The sequence below is a fragment of the Paenibacillus sp. An7 genome (assembly GCF_009870785.1).
Taxonomy (GTDB): Bacteria; Bacillota; Bacilli; order Paenibacillales; family Paenibacillaceae; genus Paenibacillus.
Genome location: NZ_WTWX01000036.1, coordinates 1 through 17,017, shown reverse-complemented (window position 1 = coordinate 17,017; position 17,017 = coordinate 1). Strand labels below are relative to the sequence as shown.

Here is a 17,017-nt window from a genome sequence, read left to right as displayed (position 1 = left end):
ACCTCCTAATGAAAATGAAATTGTTCCCTGTTTTCTAAGTATAACCTAGATGCTTACACCGGTTAGGTTAACGTTTTTCCGTTAGTGTAATGAGGACTTATTGTTGTTTTGCGAAGACACGGCATGCCTCGTCTTAGTAAGCTAAACAATCTGATCGCATTATTTGCTTTTCTTTGAAGCCATCCAGAAGACGAGAATCACAATTGGGATAAATATGAACCACGGAATATTAATCGTACTCCGGGTAATAAAAGCGATCAGCAATAATCCTAATGTTCCAAGAATAAGCCACAGGCAGCCTCTTCCAAACGTCTCCAGAGATGTGGATCCTCCGCTTTCCCCTTCATCCGATGAAATATGATCACTATAATAACGAGAACCTTTTACTGTCTTAGATACTACGGTTCCACAATATTTACATGTTACTGATCCTTGCGCCAAATGTTCATTACAGTGCTGGCATATTGTAGGAGTTAAGTTTCCTGAATAGTCTTTAATAGCGTTTGGGGTTCCTTCCATTCGTGCATCTTTAAGCGAATTACCACAGACAACACATATTATCGAACCTTCGACGTTTGATTCCCTACAATGGGTACAAATCTTTACTGCCATTATGAAGACCATCCTTTTTACAGATAATTGGTTGCGTACATTCCTTTCACTGTTAAAACGTTTGATGTAGGATAAAGTTGCATTAACCTGCTGATTAGCAAAAAAGGGACAGTTGCCAACTGGCAAGCTGCTCCCTTTTGTTTTAAGCTAACGTTTTACCGTTAGTTCAATATCTATTAGAAAAAAACTAGAAGTAACACCCCAATAATTGAAACAATAATATGTAAAATAAATCAAAGTGTTTGTCCATTATCGATTGTAAATACTTGTCCTGTAACAGAATCTTGTGTCAGCTGAAAAGTAATGGCTTCTGCAATATCGTCTGGACTTGAAATTCTTTTAAGTGGTAAGTTTCCTGCAAGATGGTACATTTTTTCTTCGTTTCCTGACCACCACCGTGTATCAACAGCGCCTGGAGAGATACTATTAACTCTAATATAAGGTGCGAGAGCGATAGCTAGCGATCTCGTCATTGTGTGTATTGCTGATTTCGTAGCTGCATATGGAATAGACGAGCCTATGCCAGTAATTCCTGCCACACTACCCATATTAACAATTACACCAGACTTTTGATTTTTCATGTAAGGGACAACCGCTTTTACACAGTGAAACATTCCTTTCACATTTACACTGAAAATAGAATCCCATATTTCATCTGTTACTTCATCTAAGTTATCCATAGCTATCTGAGATGTAATACTCGCGTTGTTTACTAAACCATCAATCGTTCCATAAGAAGCTACTATATAGGCAATTAAATCATTTACCTCTTGTTCTACCGCTACATTCGCTTTATAAGCGAATCCTGTTCCTCCACATTGTTCAATCTCATTAACAACCTCATTTGCTTCTTTTTTAGAACGGCTATAATTAACAACAACTTTTGCACCTTTAGCTGCTAGTTTTAATGCAGTTGCTCTTCCCACACCAGTTCCACCGCCAGTAATAAGAATCACTTTGTCTTTTAATTCCATTGCAAATCATCCTCGCTTTAGATTTTATGGGTTTATTATACTTTTGTGCATATGTAAGGTATAATTCAAAAAAATAAAGAAGATATCATTTTAAATGATATCAGCGGAGGATTAATTTATGGAAAGTCATGATTTAATGATTTTCAAACATGTTGCAGAACTACACTCCATTTCAAAAACTGCTGAGAAATTAGATTATGTTCAATCGAATATCAGTCAGAGAATAAAGAGTTTAGAAGAGGAATTAGGTGTTCGATTATTTATACGTAATAATAGAGGGGTAACCTTGACTGAGGAGGGAAATAAATTACTTGGGTACACCAATCAAATTTTACTTCTAATGGATGAAGCCAGATCGTCAGTAAATCCAACGAAATGGAAAAATCATCTAACTATAGCAGCCCCTCAAACTATTTCTGCTGTTCGTATTCCTCAATTATTTTCTTCGTTTTTGAGAGACAATAATATCGATGTAAAGCTAAGAACAGATAATGCCAAAAGATTACAAGAAATGCTCTCTTATGGGGAATTAGATGGTGTCTTTGTAAATGGTCCATATAACAACGTACTATTCGAGGCGGTATATACTTATGATGAAAATATCATGCTTATTTTCCCTAAACTTAATCAACATAAAGGGCTCCATCAGCATACGTTAATCATGAATAGTGATACGAGTTGTATTTATAGAAAAAAATTGCTCGATTTATCTAAGAAAAGAAATATGAAAAATCCAGTAGTCATGGAATTTGATTCACTTGAATCTATTCTGCAAGCAGTTAATAACGGACTAGGTATCAGTGTAATTCCGTCAGATATTGTATATAGCCGAAAGGAATTACCCTTCATTCAATATGAAGAACTGACAGAAACAATTAGGGTTAACTTTTTAATTAAACAAAGAAAAAGACAATCACAATCTTTAAAGAAATTCATCCGTTTTTTAGAGGAAACACAAATTATATAAAAATAATAGTTGTTACTTAAAGACTATCCAACATTAAACTAATGCCCATTATAAAGGATTTCACTTCTTAGTATGTAAATCTTAAAGTATACTCCCTTTAGTTCAAAGAGAAAGCAGCGATCGCACTGATCCGCTGCTACTTGTCTAATGTTTTACCGTTAGTTCAATAATAATTGAAAAACGAATGAAAGCAGCAAGGTTGCATACTTAGAAGGAAAAATAAGATATTGGAAAATGAAAACAAGCGCAATAAGAGAAAAATAGCTTACGTTGATTTTCACAAAAAGTTATAGTCAATACGAGAACGTTGTTCTCCTTCTTCAACAATCGGGCCAATTTAATTGAGTAAAGGTTAGTTTTATAAAAAAAAGTTAGTTATTTTAAATTGATACCTTGTATTATATAGTAATATATATTATAAACTAGTTAGGAGGTGAATAATTTGGAAGTTAATAAAGAGGTTTTAAAAGGTCATATTGATACGTTAATCCTATCACTTTTACATATTAAAGATATGTATGGTTATGAGTTAGCTAAATTGGTTCGGGAAAGAAGCAATGAACAATTTGAATTAAAAGAAGGTACGCTTTATTTGTCCTTAAAGCGACTTGAAAAGAATAAATGGATTGAATCCTACTGGGGAGATGAAAAAGGCCCAGGAGGAAGAAGGAAATATTATAGGCTTACATCATTAGGTGATGAAGGTTTTGAAAAGAAGCGTCTGGAATGGGAATTTGTAAAAGGGATTATCGACTCGTTTTTAGAAAGGAGAGAGAATAATGAAACAAATTGATTCATATGTAAATGCAGTTTACCAAAATGTTGGTGGAAATAAAAAAGAAATTCAAGAATTAAAAGAAGAAATGAGAATCCATTTAATTGAAACTGCAAATGAACTAATAAAAGAGGGATTGCCAGAAGAAGAAGCTATTAAAATGGCTATTCAAAGGTTTGGTGATGAAAAATCTATTTCTAGTGGGTTAACAGAGTTATTTAAATATCAAAAAAAGTTTACTACAAATCTATTTCGTGTTGCTGTAGTATCAGTTATTTTAGCAGCCATCTCGTTCTTTTCAATTATACAATTAGAGGAAGGATATCAATCATCTTTAAAGAATATGACTCAAGGAATTTTAAATGTAGTTAATAATGAAGAATTAATTTCTACTACTGAAATTAAAATAATTGAAGAACACACTGCTGAGTTTCAGGAAAAGTATGACACACTATCATATTTAGGTGTGTTTTATGATGATAATCAAGATGCTGATCTCCATGAACCTAATGAAGCCCAATATATTTATCCTGAAAATGCAACATTCAGTAAAGATAAGATAAACTATGGTGTTGGAAGTAATAATTGGTATGTTGAAGCACAATTAGAGGATGATTACAGAGATTATTTTTATTTAATACCATATAGTTTTCTTATTATTTCCTTTGTACTGTTATTAGTTTGGTTAGTTAGTAAAATATATAATAGGAAGCAATATTTTAATTTTGAAGGAAAGTAAAGTTAAACAGGTACGGTACGTATTCCCTATAGATTAACTGCCAATTATTTTATTTGCATGAGAAGGGACACAACATATTAGTCATATAAAATATGTTATGTCCCTTAATTTATCTATACTTTTTAAATTGAGATCTTGATAATTTATATGGTTCCTCTTTATTTCAAAGCAACACAATGATTTTTGTAGCCGCTTTTCCGAATAGTCTAAAATGGATTTCCCACTTAGGGAAACTAATTTTAAAAGATTTATCATTTCCTTTTCGATGCTAAGCCCATTAATACACTCACTTTAAATAAAGGGAAATAGAAAAGGATCAGTTACACACAATTCACACTAAACTGCCCAGTTTGCATAACAAAAAGGGAGCAGCTGCCAACTGGTAAGCTGCTCCCTGCTGTGTTCAACTAACGTTTTTTCGCTAGTTCAATAACAGTTATGATTCGCCTTAAGGCATCTGAATAAAAGGATTAGTAATAATTAAAGCATATTTATATTGATCTTTGACCTGATGTACTGCCAAAAGCCGGCCGCGATGCGGTTAGTCGGTGCGGATGTGTCCGGCTGACTCAGCTTCCCTGCAACTGAGATGCTTCTCCGAATGCACTCCTATCTCCGACCGGACCGAGGGCGAATGCCAGATGTGTGAATATTCTGTTAGGTGAAGTCCTTCCTTCTTCGACATCACATGAAAATCAATATTCTTTTATTTCAATTCTATTTCCCTCTGGATCGATGAGCACTCCAATCGTTCCCCAATTGAATTTATGTACCTCGACTTGAACATCTTTATCCCTTAGTAGTCTTACAGTTCCTTCAATATCATCTACTTCAATCCTTATTACAGTTGGGTTTTGACTTCTATTCTTCTCAGTCTTATTTGAAATTCCATTGTTCTCGACCATTAAGTAACTTCCACCAAAATCAAGCTTTACAAGTCCTTCTTTTCTCTCTCTAACTACAAGCTCAAGTGTATCGGTATAAAATTGGACATTTTCTTCGTAATTTTCTAAAAACAAAATAAAGCCTGTCTCTTTAATTTGCATTCTGTATCTCTTCCTATCTTTTTATATTTAATGGTTTTTGAGTAAGCAATTTTCATCTAACGTTCTTGTATCTACGAACCCGAGAGGCTTAAGGGAGCACAAGCGACCGGGTCCAACGGACTTTGCCTCGCAGGGTTGTGAGCTGAATCTGCTTCTCTGCATATCTCATCTAGCGAACCAAGGGCTCTAAGCCCGCAGCGAAGATACATTGTTATGCGATACCCTGTCTTCATTGAGCTACTTCAAGTTTCTTTTCCAATTTATTCTTTAATCTTTCATCAGATAAAATAAAAAGTATAGACAAGTCATTTATGGATTTAATCCCTACTATTTTTTCATTTATTGGATTTTCCTCTATACCAGCTATATGGATTTTCCCCCTGTTAATTGGATCAGATGGGTCGTAAATAAATGAAACCTCATAATCGGAGTAGCCTTTTCGATATACATAAGAATACATATAGTCTTTACCTTCACTACCATCTTGAAAAATAAAATATTGTCCTTCTTCCCCTGTCAAACGAGCATTAGTTAACCATTGTTTTACCTTATCTGATTGTTCTGAGTCGATTTCATACAACTTATAATCGATAATAGCATTCATACTGTCTTCTAAATTTGCTTTTTCCTCAGTAGAGCATCCCGAAATTATTAAAAATAATGACATGATAAGAATCATTGTATTAGTTCGCATACTACCTCCTTGTCAAGGTTTTTAGATTTTATATATGTCTTTGCAGGGTTTCGCATAACATATTATTCACGAACTTCCTAAACAATTCTATATGTAGGGTATTCGGGAAACTTTAGAACTATCCTGCCCAGTTAACTTAACGGAAAATGGAGCAGCTGCCCAGCGGCAAACTGCTCTAACGTTTTTTCGTTAGTTGAGTGTTGAATTCACACATAATGTGTAAAAAAAGGAACCCAATCCACATCGGACGGTTCCTGCTTTACTTTCTTATGGATTGGCCGTTTCGGTTATTTTTTCGAAGTACGGAGCTAGCTTGGAGGCGAGCTGCGTCCACTGCTCTTGTTCTTCCTTTGTCAAATCCCCCTCATTTCTGACCCCATTTTTATTGGTGATCTTTAGCTTTAATTGCATCAACTGTTTGGACAGTTCCGTATACTCTTTAAATTCGTCTTCTGTGAGCTTGCCTTTTGCTGCCTGAAGAAATTTTTCAACCTCTTGATAATCTTCCTGGGTAGCACCGACCTTTTCAACGGCTTCATAAGAACCGAATATAGAATCTGCTAGATAGGGAGAAGCAAATACGGCAGATGGAATAAGGATTGCTACTGCGGCAATACCTGCGAGCATGCGTTTTTTCATGGAAGATCTACCTCTCTTTTCGTTCACATAGTGTTGATAGGATTGTCTTACACGTCCATATAAATGGGGTGGGCAGTGCAGCGAATCTGCCGCCTGACGAAGCTCTTCACGCAATTCCTTGTCAATGGACATACGCATCTCCTTCCGTCATTTCGAATCGTTTCCGGAGTTCTTTTATTGCCAAATGATGCCTGGATTTCACGGTGCCAACGGGGATCTGCAGTATGTCTGCGATTTCTTCCAGAGCATAGTCGTGAAAATAGCGCAGGATGACGACTACACGTAGTTTATACGACAACTGGCGGACAAGGATGAACAGTTCCTGCTGCATTTCGGACTGCAGGACAGCTTTGTCTGTCCACTCAAACTGTTCGCAAGTCATCTGGCGGTTTCGTTCAAAGAGACGAATTCGCCGCCAGGCCTTTCTTTTCCAATCTTGGACCTGACGTACCGTGATCCCGTGCAGCCAATACCGGAACGGCCGGTTCGAATCGTACGTGTGAAAGGACCTCCACATACGCATGTACACTTCATTCACGATATCCTCAATGTCCTGTTTGTCGTAGACGAGAAAAGCAACCGTTCGATAGACGTCTTGGTGCGTCGCCTGATAGACAAGCTGAAAAGCAGACTCGTCACCGAGCGTCGCTTGTTCAAGCCACGGAAGTAAATTTGCATCATTCATTGGGGCTCCTCCCTAACGTGTTACAATCCTTAATTCGCTCTCACGAGGAAAAAGGTTCAGTAAAGAATAACTTTTTTTAGTGATACTCCCACCATTTTGTAACTTCTTTGTACTACCCATTGAAAAGTGTAAGCAGCCGGTCTTTTGAACGGCTGCTTACTTGTTCTTATCGAGCTATCGTTTTTCCGTTAGTTCAACAACCGCTTACCATTTACGACTCATGATCCCAATTCCACAGTGTGACTTTACCGACACGGATACTGGACACGGCAGGGTCATTTTTCAGCTTCAAAATTTCCTTGGTAGGTCCGGTGACCACAGCGCCGTAGATATTCACCCCGTTTTTCTCCACGTATGCAAGCGACTTCGTAATATCCACTCCATAAATCAGGCGATCAGCAATAGATTTATGTTCTTCCAATATGCGAAGCGTTTTGATAAAGTTCTCGTCCCGCAGCTGGCCCGAGCCGTATTGTTCAATGGCAGGATATTCGGTTACGGAGGAGCCCACGGATACCCACAGCCCTCTGCTTGTCTCGTTCTTCGTTACCTTGCCATCGTCTGGGTGCCAGAGTGGAAGGCTTGGAAAACCAATGGGGTCCACTACAACGCCGTCGTTATCATGCCCAGCCCCATGAACTCCATTATCTACAGCGAACCAGAGTGGTTCCAGCTGCTTGTCTCGGAATTGCTGCAAAAATTCATCCGTCTTGTATAACAGGTCGTAGGATACATAAGCTTCCGCTACCGTCCCATCAGGTAGCTTTTCTAGCCTTCTCCATTCCTGATCACTGCTAAGTTCCTGGGTCCCCGGGAATTGGAACAAGGCGGATCGGGCAGCCTCACTATCCGACCAAGCGAAGTCATATAATCGTATCCAGTTGAACAGAAAAGTTCCTGAAAAATTGCCTACCTCAAGATAATCGTCACCGACGCGTTTGGTCATCTTGCTCGTTACATTCATACTAAAATAGGCTCCTGAACCACCGCTAAGATGAACCATTACGTTCGGATTAGTTACCGCAATGGCCGATTCCACCACATCTCGGTAGATTCTGCTGCGGTCCGGATCTCCAGTCGAGTAATAGAGGGCTGTTCCGATCGAAGTCAACAAGGTGACACCGATATATAGACTTATCAGCGTAAGCGCCGTACCGATACGAGCTCGCCATTTCCCTTTTCTTAGCAGGCTTGCTTCACGCTTATGCAGGTTTATCTCTTTTTCGGTCACCTTGATAGACTCCGCATTCCTATGGTCTTCCTCGCCATCCAGCATTTCATCCAGATAATATTGGTAGATCTCCATTTGCTCCAGCTGCTGTTCTAACTCAGCCCGTTCTTCAGCTGACAGTGTGCCGTTCTTGTAATCCTGAAGCTTCCGCTTGAAATCATCGGTCATCCTGATCGTTCCTTTCCTTGGTCTTCCTTAGCTGCTGCCTCGCCCGAAATAGTAAAATTTTAAAATGCGACAAGGTAATCCCCATAACATGCGCACTTTCCTGATATGAAAGCTGGTGCAAATCGTATAATACCAATGCCTGCTTTTGCAGCTCGGGCAGCTGTACAATCCACGCCATTAAGGCGTCATGATCCTCTTTTTGCAAAAGAACCGATTCAGGCCCCTTCCGCTCATCATCGGGCAACCGATGGAAAAATTCATCGGATGATGTGGTGCTGCGCTTCTCTTTTCGTTTCATATCGATAAATGCATTGTAGGCCACGCGGAAAAGCCAAGGCTTAACCTTTTCGTCCTTGTAATTCTCCAGATGCAGATAGGCACGGTAAAAGGTCTCCTGCACCAAATCCTCTGCGGCACGATCATCTCCGCACAGGGTTCGTAAATATCGGTATAGGGCCGGCATATATTTCCGGTACACACTTTCGAGTGTGCTATGCTTCATCTTGTATCCCCTCAACATAACCACGTTTCAATAACGGAAAGGTTACAGCCTTTCGGAAAATAGTTACGGCCATGACTTCATGTTACCCCCTTCTATCCAATCCTGCGATTCTCCTCCAGTAGAACGCGAAAAAGGACACATCGACGGTGTCCTTTATAATCTGGCTTAAATATCGTATATCCGCTGTTCTGTCGCCGATGCATCTATCGCTGCGATCAGCCGGTAACCACGTTTTAGTTATTTATTAAGCTATAGTTTTTCCGTTAGCTTAACGACTCGTATAATGATCGGAATTCATCTTCGAGAATAGCCATCGTGAGCATATCATGAAACTTCCCATCTAAATACAAGGTATCTTGATGCAACCCTTCTCGTTTGAAGCCGATCTTCTCGTACACATGGATCGCTCTAGGGTTAAAAGTGAAAACAGTTAAATCAATTCGATGCAGGTTTATAGCGTTGAATCGATACCATTAATATTACTATTTCCCCAATTCCCTGCCCGCTAGTTAAAGAAAGGTATTTGATAACGCTAACGTTCTTTCGTTTGTTTAACATTGAATAGCGGTTTCATGACGTATAGCCTTATAATTTGCCCTTACTTTAGTCATAACCTCCTTCGGCTTCAGGTAAAGTTTTATAAGCCTCGAATCCCTCAACCATGTGCTGAATGTAGATTCTTAATTCCAGTAATTGATTCTCATCCTCCGTCATTCCACAGTTTTTGTCTGTCCATGAAAATGTCTTTGTTTCGCCACCAACAGTTACTTTCCACTTATCTTCTTTGCTTGGCGTTTTCAAACAAACACCTTCTTTTGATAATTCTTTCGGTCCCATTATGTCTATTGTTTTCATTTTGTCATATATTTCACGTAATTCATCGGTGGTAAATATGATCTTTGCTGTAGCCGAGCCATTAATAATCAAATCTTTCGTTACTGTTCCCATATAAGTATCTATTACATTCTTGGTTACTTCGCCATAACCGAAGCTGACCATGAAATTGAAATCTGTTGGCATTTCTGACGGCATTTCGGTTTTTTGCTTAACAACCTCCACTAATTTCTCATTATTCCGCATATTAGAATCAGAATTATTAGAACATCCCGTTATCATCCACAATAAAAGAAGCAGCGTACCAAGTATCCTTTTCATTGCACTTCCCCTCTCTGCTGTGTTCAACTAACGTCTTTTAGTTTGTTAGTTCAATCGGGCATGTTACTAAACCCTATTAGAAACGCAAATTGCCTCCGATCATATCTTTGGTTACCGGATCAAAAAACATTTTGATTGGTCCCAGTAGGCCGTTCATTTCCGTATCAAATTGAACGGATACTACAACATCTAACTTTCTGTTATCAATCCAATAGCCAACGTTTTTTCCAGACTCTAGGATCACTATGGCTTTCTCTTTCGGTGTGGTTAAAATACTTCTTTCCTCTTCTGAGATTTTGGCCCAAGCTAGGTTCCGGAATTCATCTTCATTTTTAAGTTTGTCATAATGAAAGACATAATAGTACCATCCACCGCCCAAATTTTTATAGTCATTCACATAGCTGAATTTCGAAGGGTCGCCTTTGGCCATCTCTGGTAGGCTGAGGTAAGTGATGCCTTGTTGATACAAGTGGTCTTCGGTATCAAACAAAAAGTCAATACTTTTACTTGGGTCATCATTTAACGAAGATATCCTTTTCACAATGCCTTCTTGAAACAAAGTTTGAGCGAATTGTTGAATATCAGGGTCTTGGATTTTCTCGATGGAATAATCTTGTTGCAGTATGACAGGCCGAGTCTGGAATACTCTTTCATTCTCTAAGAGATAACTGCCTAGAGTATCAAAATCTTCACGACGGTTTTGAAAATATTTAACAACCTCAGTCTCTGGATGCTTCAACACTTCACTAACGTTCAAGGGAATAATGAAATCACTGGCCTTGGCATCCTCCGTACCCTTGTTTTTCAAGCCAGCACATCCGCTTACCGTCAATGCGAAACAAATTAGAATTAATATGTATTTTACCGGCCAAAGATTCATTATTGCCTCCTTCCAATTTTACAAATTATCCTTTTTCTTGCAAATCGTTCTTAATTAAGTTAGACGTATTTAGTAGCGAGAAGTTTCAAAGTTATGCACGTTATGATTAATGGTAATCGGTTAATTTAGACCGTCTAAGTTTTGTATCAACTAAGCTAAACTGCCGGTTTGCATATAAAAGGGAGCAGTTGCCAACTGGCAAGCTGCTCCCTGCTATTTTCAACTAACGTTTTACCGTTAGTTCAATTAGGAAGATAAAAGACAAACGCACCCGATTATGATAGATTTGTAATTAAAGTATTTTTTATGAAATCCTAATCACAAAGAGCGGTTCTGTCTTGTTTTTCTTTTATCCTTTAATATTAAAACTGATAAAACCACGACACTAAGTATTACAATAAACAAAAATGATAAGTATAGCGACATGAAGCCTTCAAACGTCTCATCAAACTCTAAAAGCGCAACACCTGATTCATATATACCTCCGAGAGAAATATATCTCACTACTTCAAGGTAAACCATATGGAATATTATATTCATCCATAGCGAACCGGTATATGCTCTATAAAGCTGTAGAGCAATTCCAAAAGCGAAGAGTAATATAAAATAATCTATAGTTATTGCAAATGGCTTATCGAAGAATAATGATTCCATCGCCATCACTGTTATCGGTACACAAATAAAGATTAACGGTTGCAAAATTAACGAAGTGAAAAAGCAGAACTTTTTTTGCAACTCTTCAAATATTAAACCACGTATAAAGACTTCTTCTGGAAATGCTTCATACATAAATGCTGTTATTGTATTGATTAAAACGGAAATTACAACACTTGTTGTCAAGTTCATACTGAGATTTTCAACCCCGCCGAATAAATAGGCCGTTAAAATACCTACTCCAAGTAAGATAAAAGGCAATGCAATTCCAATAGCCATCTTAGATGATGAATTTACACTTTTTAGGCCGATACTTTTAAACGATTCGGGACTTTTTCTCTTCAGTACATAGAGTACAGTGAGCGTTAATCCAGTAAAAATCACCCCTTGTAGAAGCATGGCTACTTTTCGTTCAATATCGTGAGTTTCTATTAAATATCGTCCGACATTACCCGATACAAAGAGAAATACCGATACTAGTAGAAAATACAAAAACAATCGACTAATCCTAAACTTCAATGAATCCAATTGGATGCTCCTTTATATTAAGACTTTAAGGTTATACATGAGTACCTAGTTATGTCCGCATTAATCAAACAATATATTTTCAATGAATTCGGATTCGTTCTTATAAATTTTATACATAAAGTACATCAAAATAGTAACAGCAAAAATTAAAGATGATTCGTAAATATTGTCTTCAGTGAGTATAGTTGTTTTAAGCGTGAACTCATTTGCTTTGATAGTAGCGATATGAATTTGGTCTATTTTCACTTCTATCTCGCTGCTCCAATTTTCTTCAATACGTATGCTCTATCCTGTATTGAACTAACGTTTTTCCGTTAGCTTAGCCGTTCAAACTTGTGTCACTATCAAACCTGATGTATTGCTCAATACTTCCTTGGTATGATGCTCTCTCCTTGTGGTCCATAACCATACTTACATCATTCTTCGCTTGAACAAGATATCCCCATCCTGAAATTAAACTTATTAGTACTCCTATCAAGGCATATGCAAGTGTAAAATAGTTCAAATAGAAATTTAGAGCTATACCTGAAACTACTAATGTACAGACGATCCATAAAGTCCATTTTAAACCTTTTCTCATTAAAACTTCCTCCTCGAAACGATTTATTAACTCAACTCTATCTTGATTTCTACGCCTTTGATGGTATAAAGTTCCAATAATATTTATTGGATACATCTTTTACCGTTAACTAACAAAACGAGAGCAGTCGCCAACTGGCAAGCTGCTCCTGCTGTCTTCAGCTATCGTTTTTTCGTTAGGTTAACGATAGTTTCAATTATTTAGTTTTTAGATAGGAGAAGACGTTTATCCAGAAGATGCATCCGAGTAAAATATGAATACCGCTTTCTTCAATATCTATCCCGTTACCACTCAGTAATATCCCTGTAAAAAAGCCAAGTACTATAGCTATTAAGACTTCAAGGAACTTTCCATTCATAATCTTTCACCTTACTTTCTTCTTCATTTGATTCGAACATAGCATAAACCCTAAAAAACCATATGTGAGTTTCTCAATGATTCTGCCGGTTTGCATAAATAACTAAAAGGGACAGTTGCCAACTGGTAAGCTGCTCCCTTTTGTCTTTTACAGTTAGCAAAATTGCGTTAATACATCCACAATCCGCTTTTCTTAATCATAACCACCTTCCGCCTCAGGCAATGCTATATATGCGTCTTTGCCATCAACGATCTGTTGAATATATATTCTTAAGTCTAATAATAATTTTTCATCGTTACTCACACTACAATGCTGGTCCATCCACGAGAATGTTCTCGTTTCACTATTTATAGTAATTTTCCAGCTATCTGTATTGCTGGGAGTCTTGGCACAGTCCCCTTGCTGCGAAAATTCATTTATTCTCATAATGTTTATTTCTCTCATTTTTTTATAAATACTTTGCATTTCATCTTGGCTAAATGAAAAGTCTGCCTTTGCTGTACCTTTTATAATCAAATCTTTTGTAACAGAATTGTTATAGGTATTTATTTCATTTTTATTTACTTCACCATACCCGTAGCTGAGCGAGAAGTTGAAATCCTCAGGCATTTCTCCAGGCAGTTGATTTATCTGACTAATCTTAGTTTCTGTGTCTAAACCTCGACTTAAATCCGAATTATGATCACAACCAGAAATGCTCAACGATGAAATGATTATTCCAAAAAGCAACCTTCTCATACAAATCCCCCCAGCTATATTGTTAACGATTATTAGGTGGGATTTGTTACATTAAACTACCCTTTTAGCTTAATTACAAAGGCAATCGACCAATGCGATCGGTTGCCTTTGTAATTAATTATTAGTAAGAAGATTCCCGTCCTTATCATAATATTTATATTTAAATGTGGTACCATCCCTAGGCAATCCAAGTAACGGACTTCTGATTTATACTTAATTCTTGTTCAATTACTTGTTCATTTACCTCTAATTCGATTTTCGCAATATTATTTTCCTGATTAGTCACTATCATAAATTTTGAATTTCGTGATACATGATCCGATATGCGAATGAAGAATGTAGTAAGTGATTGGCCTGTATGTTTTTCAATATGTCTCCATTCATAATTGCCTTTTTGGTTTCTAGAAAATCTGTACTATTATTTGATAAGAAAGCAACTAAAGTGTGATGTTGAGCAATGACAGAATACTCTCGACAAAAAAATTCTACTGTAGTAGAATATAAATACATTGTTCTACTGAAGTAGAACGGATACAAAATGAGGTGCTTTCAGATGGTTATGAAGCTTTTCGACAGCGAGCTTAATATTATGGAAATCCTGTGGAGAGATGGTGATACCGCCGCAAAAAGGATTGCAGAAATCACAAAAGAAAAAATAGGTTGGAGCAAGACAACAACCTATACCGTCATCAAGAGATGCCTCGATAAAGGGGCGATTGAACGACAAGAGCCAAATTTCATTTGCCGTGCGCTTGTTACACGGGAGCAGGCGCAGGAACATGAAACAACAGATCTTATAAATAAGATGTATGATGGTGCTCCTGATAGGCTGATTGCATCACTTTTGGGACAGAAACGGTTGTCGACTGAGGAAATTAATCACTTAAAACGACTTATTGAGAGCTTGGAATGAGGTGGGGGTTGTCGTTACTTGAAATAAGTTTATCGGCTACTATCTTTATTCTTGCAGTTATCTTCTTTCGCTCCCTGCTCATTCACAAATTACCCAAAATGACATTTATGTTACTTTGGGGTGTTGCTTTTGTCCAACTGATTGTTCCTTTTTCTGTTCATTCACAATTCAGTATTTTTACGGCAGTTAATTATTTGAAAAGGATGTTTTCAGTACAAGAGGTAATTCCCTTAACGGAAAGCTCCCCCTATTTAAATGGTGGTACAGTTATCATGCCACTAATAACAGAAAATTTGACCATACCAACCGTACCACTTCAGACGACTTCACAAATATCCCCTATTGTATTGGCGTGGTTGATTGGTTTTACGTTATGCGCTTTGTATTTCATAATCCCACATTTAAGGTGCCGCAGTAATTATAAAATGTCGTTACCTATTAAAAGCGATTTCATCAGTAAATGGCAGAAGTCGAATCCTTTATGGCGAAAGGTACAAATCCGGCAATCAGATGAAATTTCGACTCCGCTCACCTATGGCATTTTTCAACCTATAATCCTGTTACCGAAAAATTTAGATTATACCGATGAAAATCAACTTGAGCTTATTCTTACCCACGAATTTACTCACATCAAACGATTTGACACACTTAAAAAGTGGTTGCTTGCTGCTGGTGTATGTGTCCATTGGTTCAACCCTTTCGTCTGGATCATGTACATTCTTGCCAACCGTGACATCGAACTATCCTGTGATGAATCGGTCATATGGACTTTTGGAGAAAGCATGAAGCCCACTTATGCTATGGCACTTGTCCGTTTAGAAGAAAAGAAAAGTGGGTTATCCCCAATCATTAGTAATTTTTCCAAAAATCCAACCGAAGAGAGGATTATATCGATTATGAAAACTAAGAAAACCTCTATCACGACGATGTTGCTAGCTATTGCGATTACAGCAGGTATCGTTACCGTCTTTGCGACTTCTGCTCTAGACAAATCGGAAGCGGCTCCAGGTGTCGAAAGTCCTACAGCCGAAAGTGCGCCTGCTTTATACCTAGGCGAATCCACGACAACCTTAATGCCGATTGATTTAACACTCACCAAATTAGACGTGCCGAACTTAATGGACAAACTTAACGCCTCAAAATATAGAGCGATTTATGTCGACAACGAGATGGTTCTGCGTGTAGCGAGTGATAACTCCATACAGATTAGCAAGGACAAAGGGGTAGTTTGGGATAAATATAATACTAACGATGTCAACGCAACAGAGTTTGCTAACTGGCTTTTGCAAAATGATCCCAATCCGGGATATTCAATAAAAGAAATGCAACGTCGTTTGGCAAACGGAGCAGAAGTTAAACATCTAGTGTTTGATAATAAGAAAGAAATGTATTTTGTAATCGACAGGAACGGCGTACAGATTGAGCTTGTTCAGCCTGAAAAAATAGCTTCTGTCCTAATTGACGGTCAAAGAATGATGATTACTTCCGAGAGATTCCCCTATCATATATCTGCACAAATGTTGAAGTCATTTTATGACTTGTTAGTTTCCAACAATATACTGACCAAAACTAAAGCAGAACAAGATTATTCAGAAAGAATAAAGTTTCTTAAAGAAAATGATACGATCTTTACGGTAACGAACTAAAGAGAATTACGGATCTCTAAATTTAAGGTGCGGATACAGGCGCTTGATATTATCAACGAACCATGGCTCGTAAATCGTTTGTACGTGTATTAAGGAAGGGACGGCGGCATATGACGACGAATCTTTCGTGATAAGATGCCCGACCGCCTTCGCAAAGGACTGACTTACTGGAACGTCATATTAAGCGCCGTCGAGGATGACCGGGAACAATTTACCCCGGTCTTTTTTTGCCGTCAGACGCCGAATTGGCGAGTATAGGATTTTATGTTCTCCCGCCCAAAAGAAAAGACGCCGTATTAGGGTCTTTAGTTGATGAAGTGTTTTCATTGTAATCTCTTAACTTTGCAAAGAAGAGACCTCCTGAGTAAAAAGTCTTTTACGCTAGATTTTCTGTTACATTACTACAGCGATTTCAGTAAAGGTTCAAATTCAGGAAGGTGAATCACAAACACAATTATTGCGTTAACCTGCCGGTTTACATAATAAAAGGGAGCAGCTGCTAACTGGCAAGCTGCTCCGTGCTGTGTTCAACT

The 17,017-nt window shown here is 37.8% G+C and carries 17 protein-coding genes and 1 pseudogene; 5 read left to right on the top strand and 13 right to left on the bottom strand.

The genetic code is table 11. From position 1 onward, the window contains the following. Window positions 1-417 precede the first annotated feature (417 nt). Window positions 418-612: pseudogene (locus tag GQY27_RS21850) on the bottom strand (double zinc ribbon domain-containing protein); the annotation flags it as partial. 233 nt (window positions 613-845) lie between these two features. Next, window positions 846-1,586, bottom strand: a complete 741-nt coding sequence (locus tag GQY27_RS20345; protein WP_160037091.1) for an SDR family NAD(P)-dependent oxidoreductase — start codon at window positions 1,584-1,586, stop codon at window positions 846-848. Between the two features lie 118 nt (window positions 1,587-1,704). Here GQY27_RS20345 and GQY27_RS20340 point away from each other — a divergent pair, with 118 nt between their 5' ends. From GQY27_RS20340 to GQY27_RS20330, 3 genes are all read left to right on the top strand, one after another. Further along, window positions 1,705-2,553 (top strand): LysR family transcriptional regulator, encoded by an 849-nt coding sequence (locus GQY27_RS20340; protein WP_160037090.1) that lies wholly within the window; start codon window positions 1,705-1,707, stop codon window positions 2,551-2,553. Between the two features lie 442 nt (window positions 2,554-2,995). Continuing rightward, window positions 2,996-3,346 carry a PadR family transcriptional regulator gene (locus tag GQY27_RS20335; protein WP_160037089.1) on the top strand — a complete coding sequence of 117 codons (351 nt, stop codon included), beginning with the start codon at window positions 2,996-2,998 and terminating at the stop codon, window positions 3,344-3,346. Beyond that, window positions 3,333-4,067, top strand: coding sequence for a permease prefix domain 1-containing protein (locus tag GQY27_RS20330; protein WP_160037088.1), 735 nt, complete (start codon window positions 3,333-3,335; stop codon window positions 4,065-4,067). The genes GQY27_RS20335 and GQY27_RS20330 overlap by 14 nt, the downstream gene beginning before the upstream one ends. A gap of 695 nt (window positions 4,068-4,762) precedes the next feature. Here GQY27_RS20330 and GQY27_RS20320 read toward each other — a convergent pair. From GQY27_RS20320 to GQY27_RS20270, 11 genes are all read right to left on the bottom strand, one after another. Next, window positions 4,763-5,113 carry a VOC family protein gene (locus GQY27_RS20320; protein WP_160037087.1) on the bottom strand — a complete coding sequence of 117 codons (351 nt, stop codon included), beginning with the start codon at window positions 5,111-5,113 and terminating at the stop codon, window positions 4,763-4,765. A gap of 229 nt (window positions 5,114-5,342) precedes the next feature. Next, window positions 5,343-5,807 carry a hypothetical protein gene (locus GQY27_RS20315; protein ID WP_160037086.1) on the bottom strand — a complete coding sequence of 155 codons (465 nt, stop codon included), beginning with the start codon at window positions 5,805-5,807 and terminating at the stop codon, window positions 5,343-5,345. A gap of 267 nt (window positions 5,808-6,074) precedes the next feature. Further along, on the bottom strand, window positions 6,075-6,578 hold the full coding sequence (locus GQY27_RS20310; RefSeq protein ID WP_160037085.1) for a DUF3600 domain-containing protein: 504 nt from the start codon (window positions 6,576-6,578) through the stop codon (window positions 6,075-6,077). Next, the gene (locus tag GQY27_RS20305) at window positions 6,568-7,131 is read right to left on the bottom strand and encodes a sigma-70 family RNA polymerase sigma factor (protein WP_160037084.1); all 564 of its coding nucleotides are present in this window, start codon (window positions 7,129-7,131) and stop codon (window positions 6,568-6,570) included. The genes GQY27_RS20310 and GQY27_RS20305 overlap by 11 nt, the downstream gene beginning before the upstream one ends. Before the next feature lie 211 nt (window positions 7,132-7,342). Continuing rightward, entirely contained in the window at window positions 7,343-8,530 is a 1,188-nt protein-coding gene (locus GQY27_RS20300) for an anti-sigma factor (RefSeq protein WP_160037083.1), read from the bottom strand. Further along, window positions 8,520-9,032, bottom strand: a complete 513-nt coding sequence (locus GQY27_RS20295) for a sigma-70 family RNA polymerase sigma factor (protein WP_160037082.1) — start codon at window positions 9,030-9,032, stop codon at window positions 8,520-8,522. Before GQY27_RS20295 ends, GQY27_RS20300 begins: the two co-directional genes overlap by 11 nt. A 603-nt stretch (window positions 9,033-9,635) precedes the next feature. Then, on the bottom strand, window positions 9,636-10,187 hold the full coding sequence (locus tag GQY27_RS20290; protein WP_160037081.1) for a hypothetical protein: 552 nt from the start codon (window positions 10,185-10,187) through the stop codon (window positions 9,636-9,638). A gap of 76 nt (window positions 10,188-10,263) precedes the next feature. Beyond that, window positions 10,264-11,067 (bottom strand): hypothetical protein, encoded by an 804-nt coding sequence (locus tag GQY27_RS20285; RefSeq protein ID WP_160037080.1) that lies wholly within the window; start codon window positions 11,065-11,067, stop codon window positions 10,264-10,266. Window positions 11,068-11,385: 318 nt separating this feature from the next. Then, the gene (locus GQY27_RS20280; protein ID WP_160037079.1) at window positions 11,386-12,249 is read right to left on the bottom strand and encodes a CPBP family intramembrane glutamic endopeptidase; all 864 of its coding nucleotides are present in this window, start codon (window positions 12,247-12,249) and stop codon (window positions 11,386-11,388) included. Between the two features lie 319 nt (window positions 12,250-12,568). Beyond that, window positions 12,569-12,829 carry a hypothetical protein gene (locus GQY27_RS20275; protein ID WP_160037078.1) on the bottom strand — a complete coding sequence of 87 codons (261 nt, stop codon included), beginning with the start codon at window positions 12,827-12,829 and terminating at the stop codon, window positions 12,569-12,571. Between the two features lie 550 nt (window positions 12,830-13,379). Beyond that, on the bottom strand, window positions 13,380-13,925 hold the full coding sequence (locus tag GQY27_RS20270; protein ID WP_160037077.1) for a hypothetical protein: 546 nt from the start codon (window positions 13,923-13,925) through the stop codon (window positions 13,380-13,382). Between the two features lie 553 nt (window positions 13,926-14,478). Here GQY27_RS20270 and GQY27_RS20265 point away from each other — a divergent pair. Together GQY27_RS20265 and GQY27_RS20260 are read left to right on the top strand one after the other, a co-directional pair. Then, window positions 14,479-14,838: a BlaI/MecI/CopY family transcriptional regulator gene (locus GQY27_RS20265; protein WP_160037076.1), complete on the top strand. Its 360-nt coding sequence runs from the start codon at window positions 14,479-14,481 to the stop codon at window positions 14,836-14,838. Window positions 14,839-14,846: 8 nt separating this feature from the next. Continuing rightward, a complete protein-coding gene (locus GQY27_RS20260) occupies window positions 14,847-16,484 on the top strand; it encodes a M56 family metallopeptidase (protein WP_160037075.1) in 1,638 nt (545 codons plus the stop codon). The last annotated feature ends 533 nt before the right edge of the window (window positions 16,485-17,017 follow it).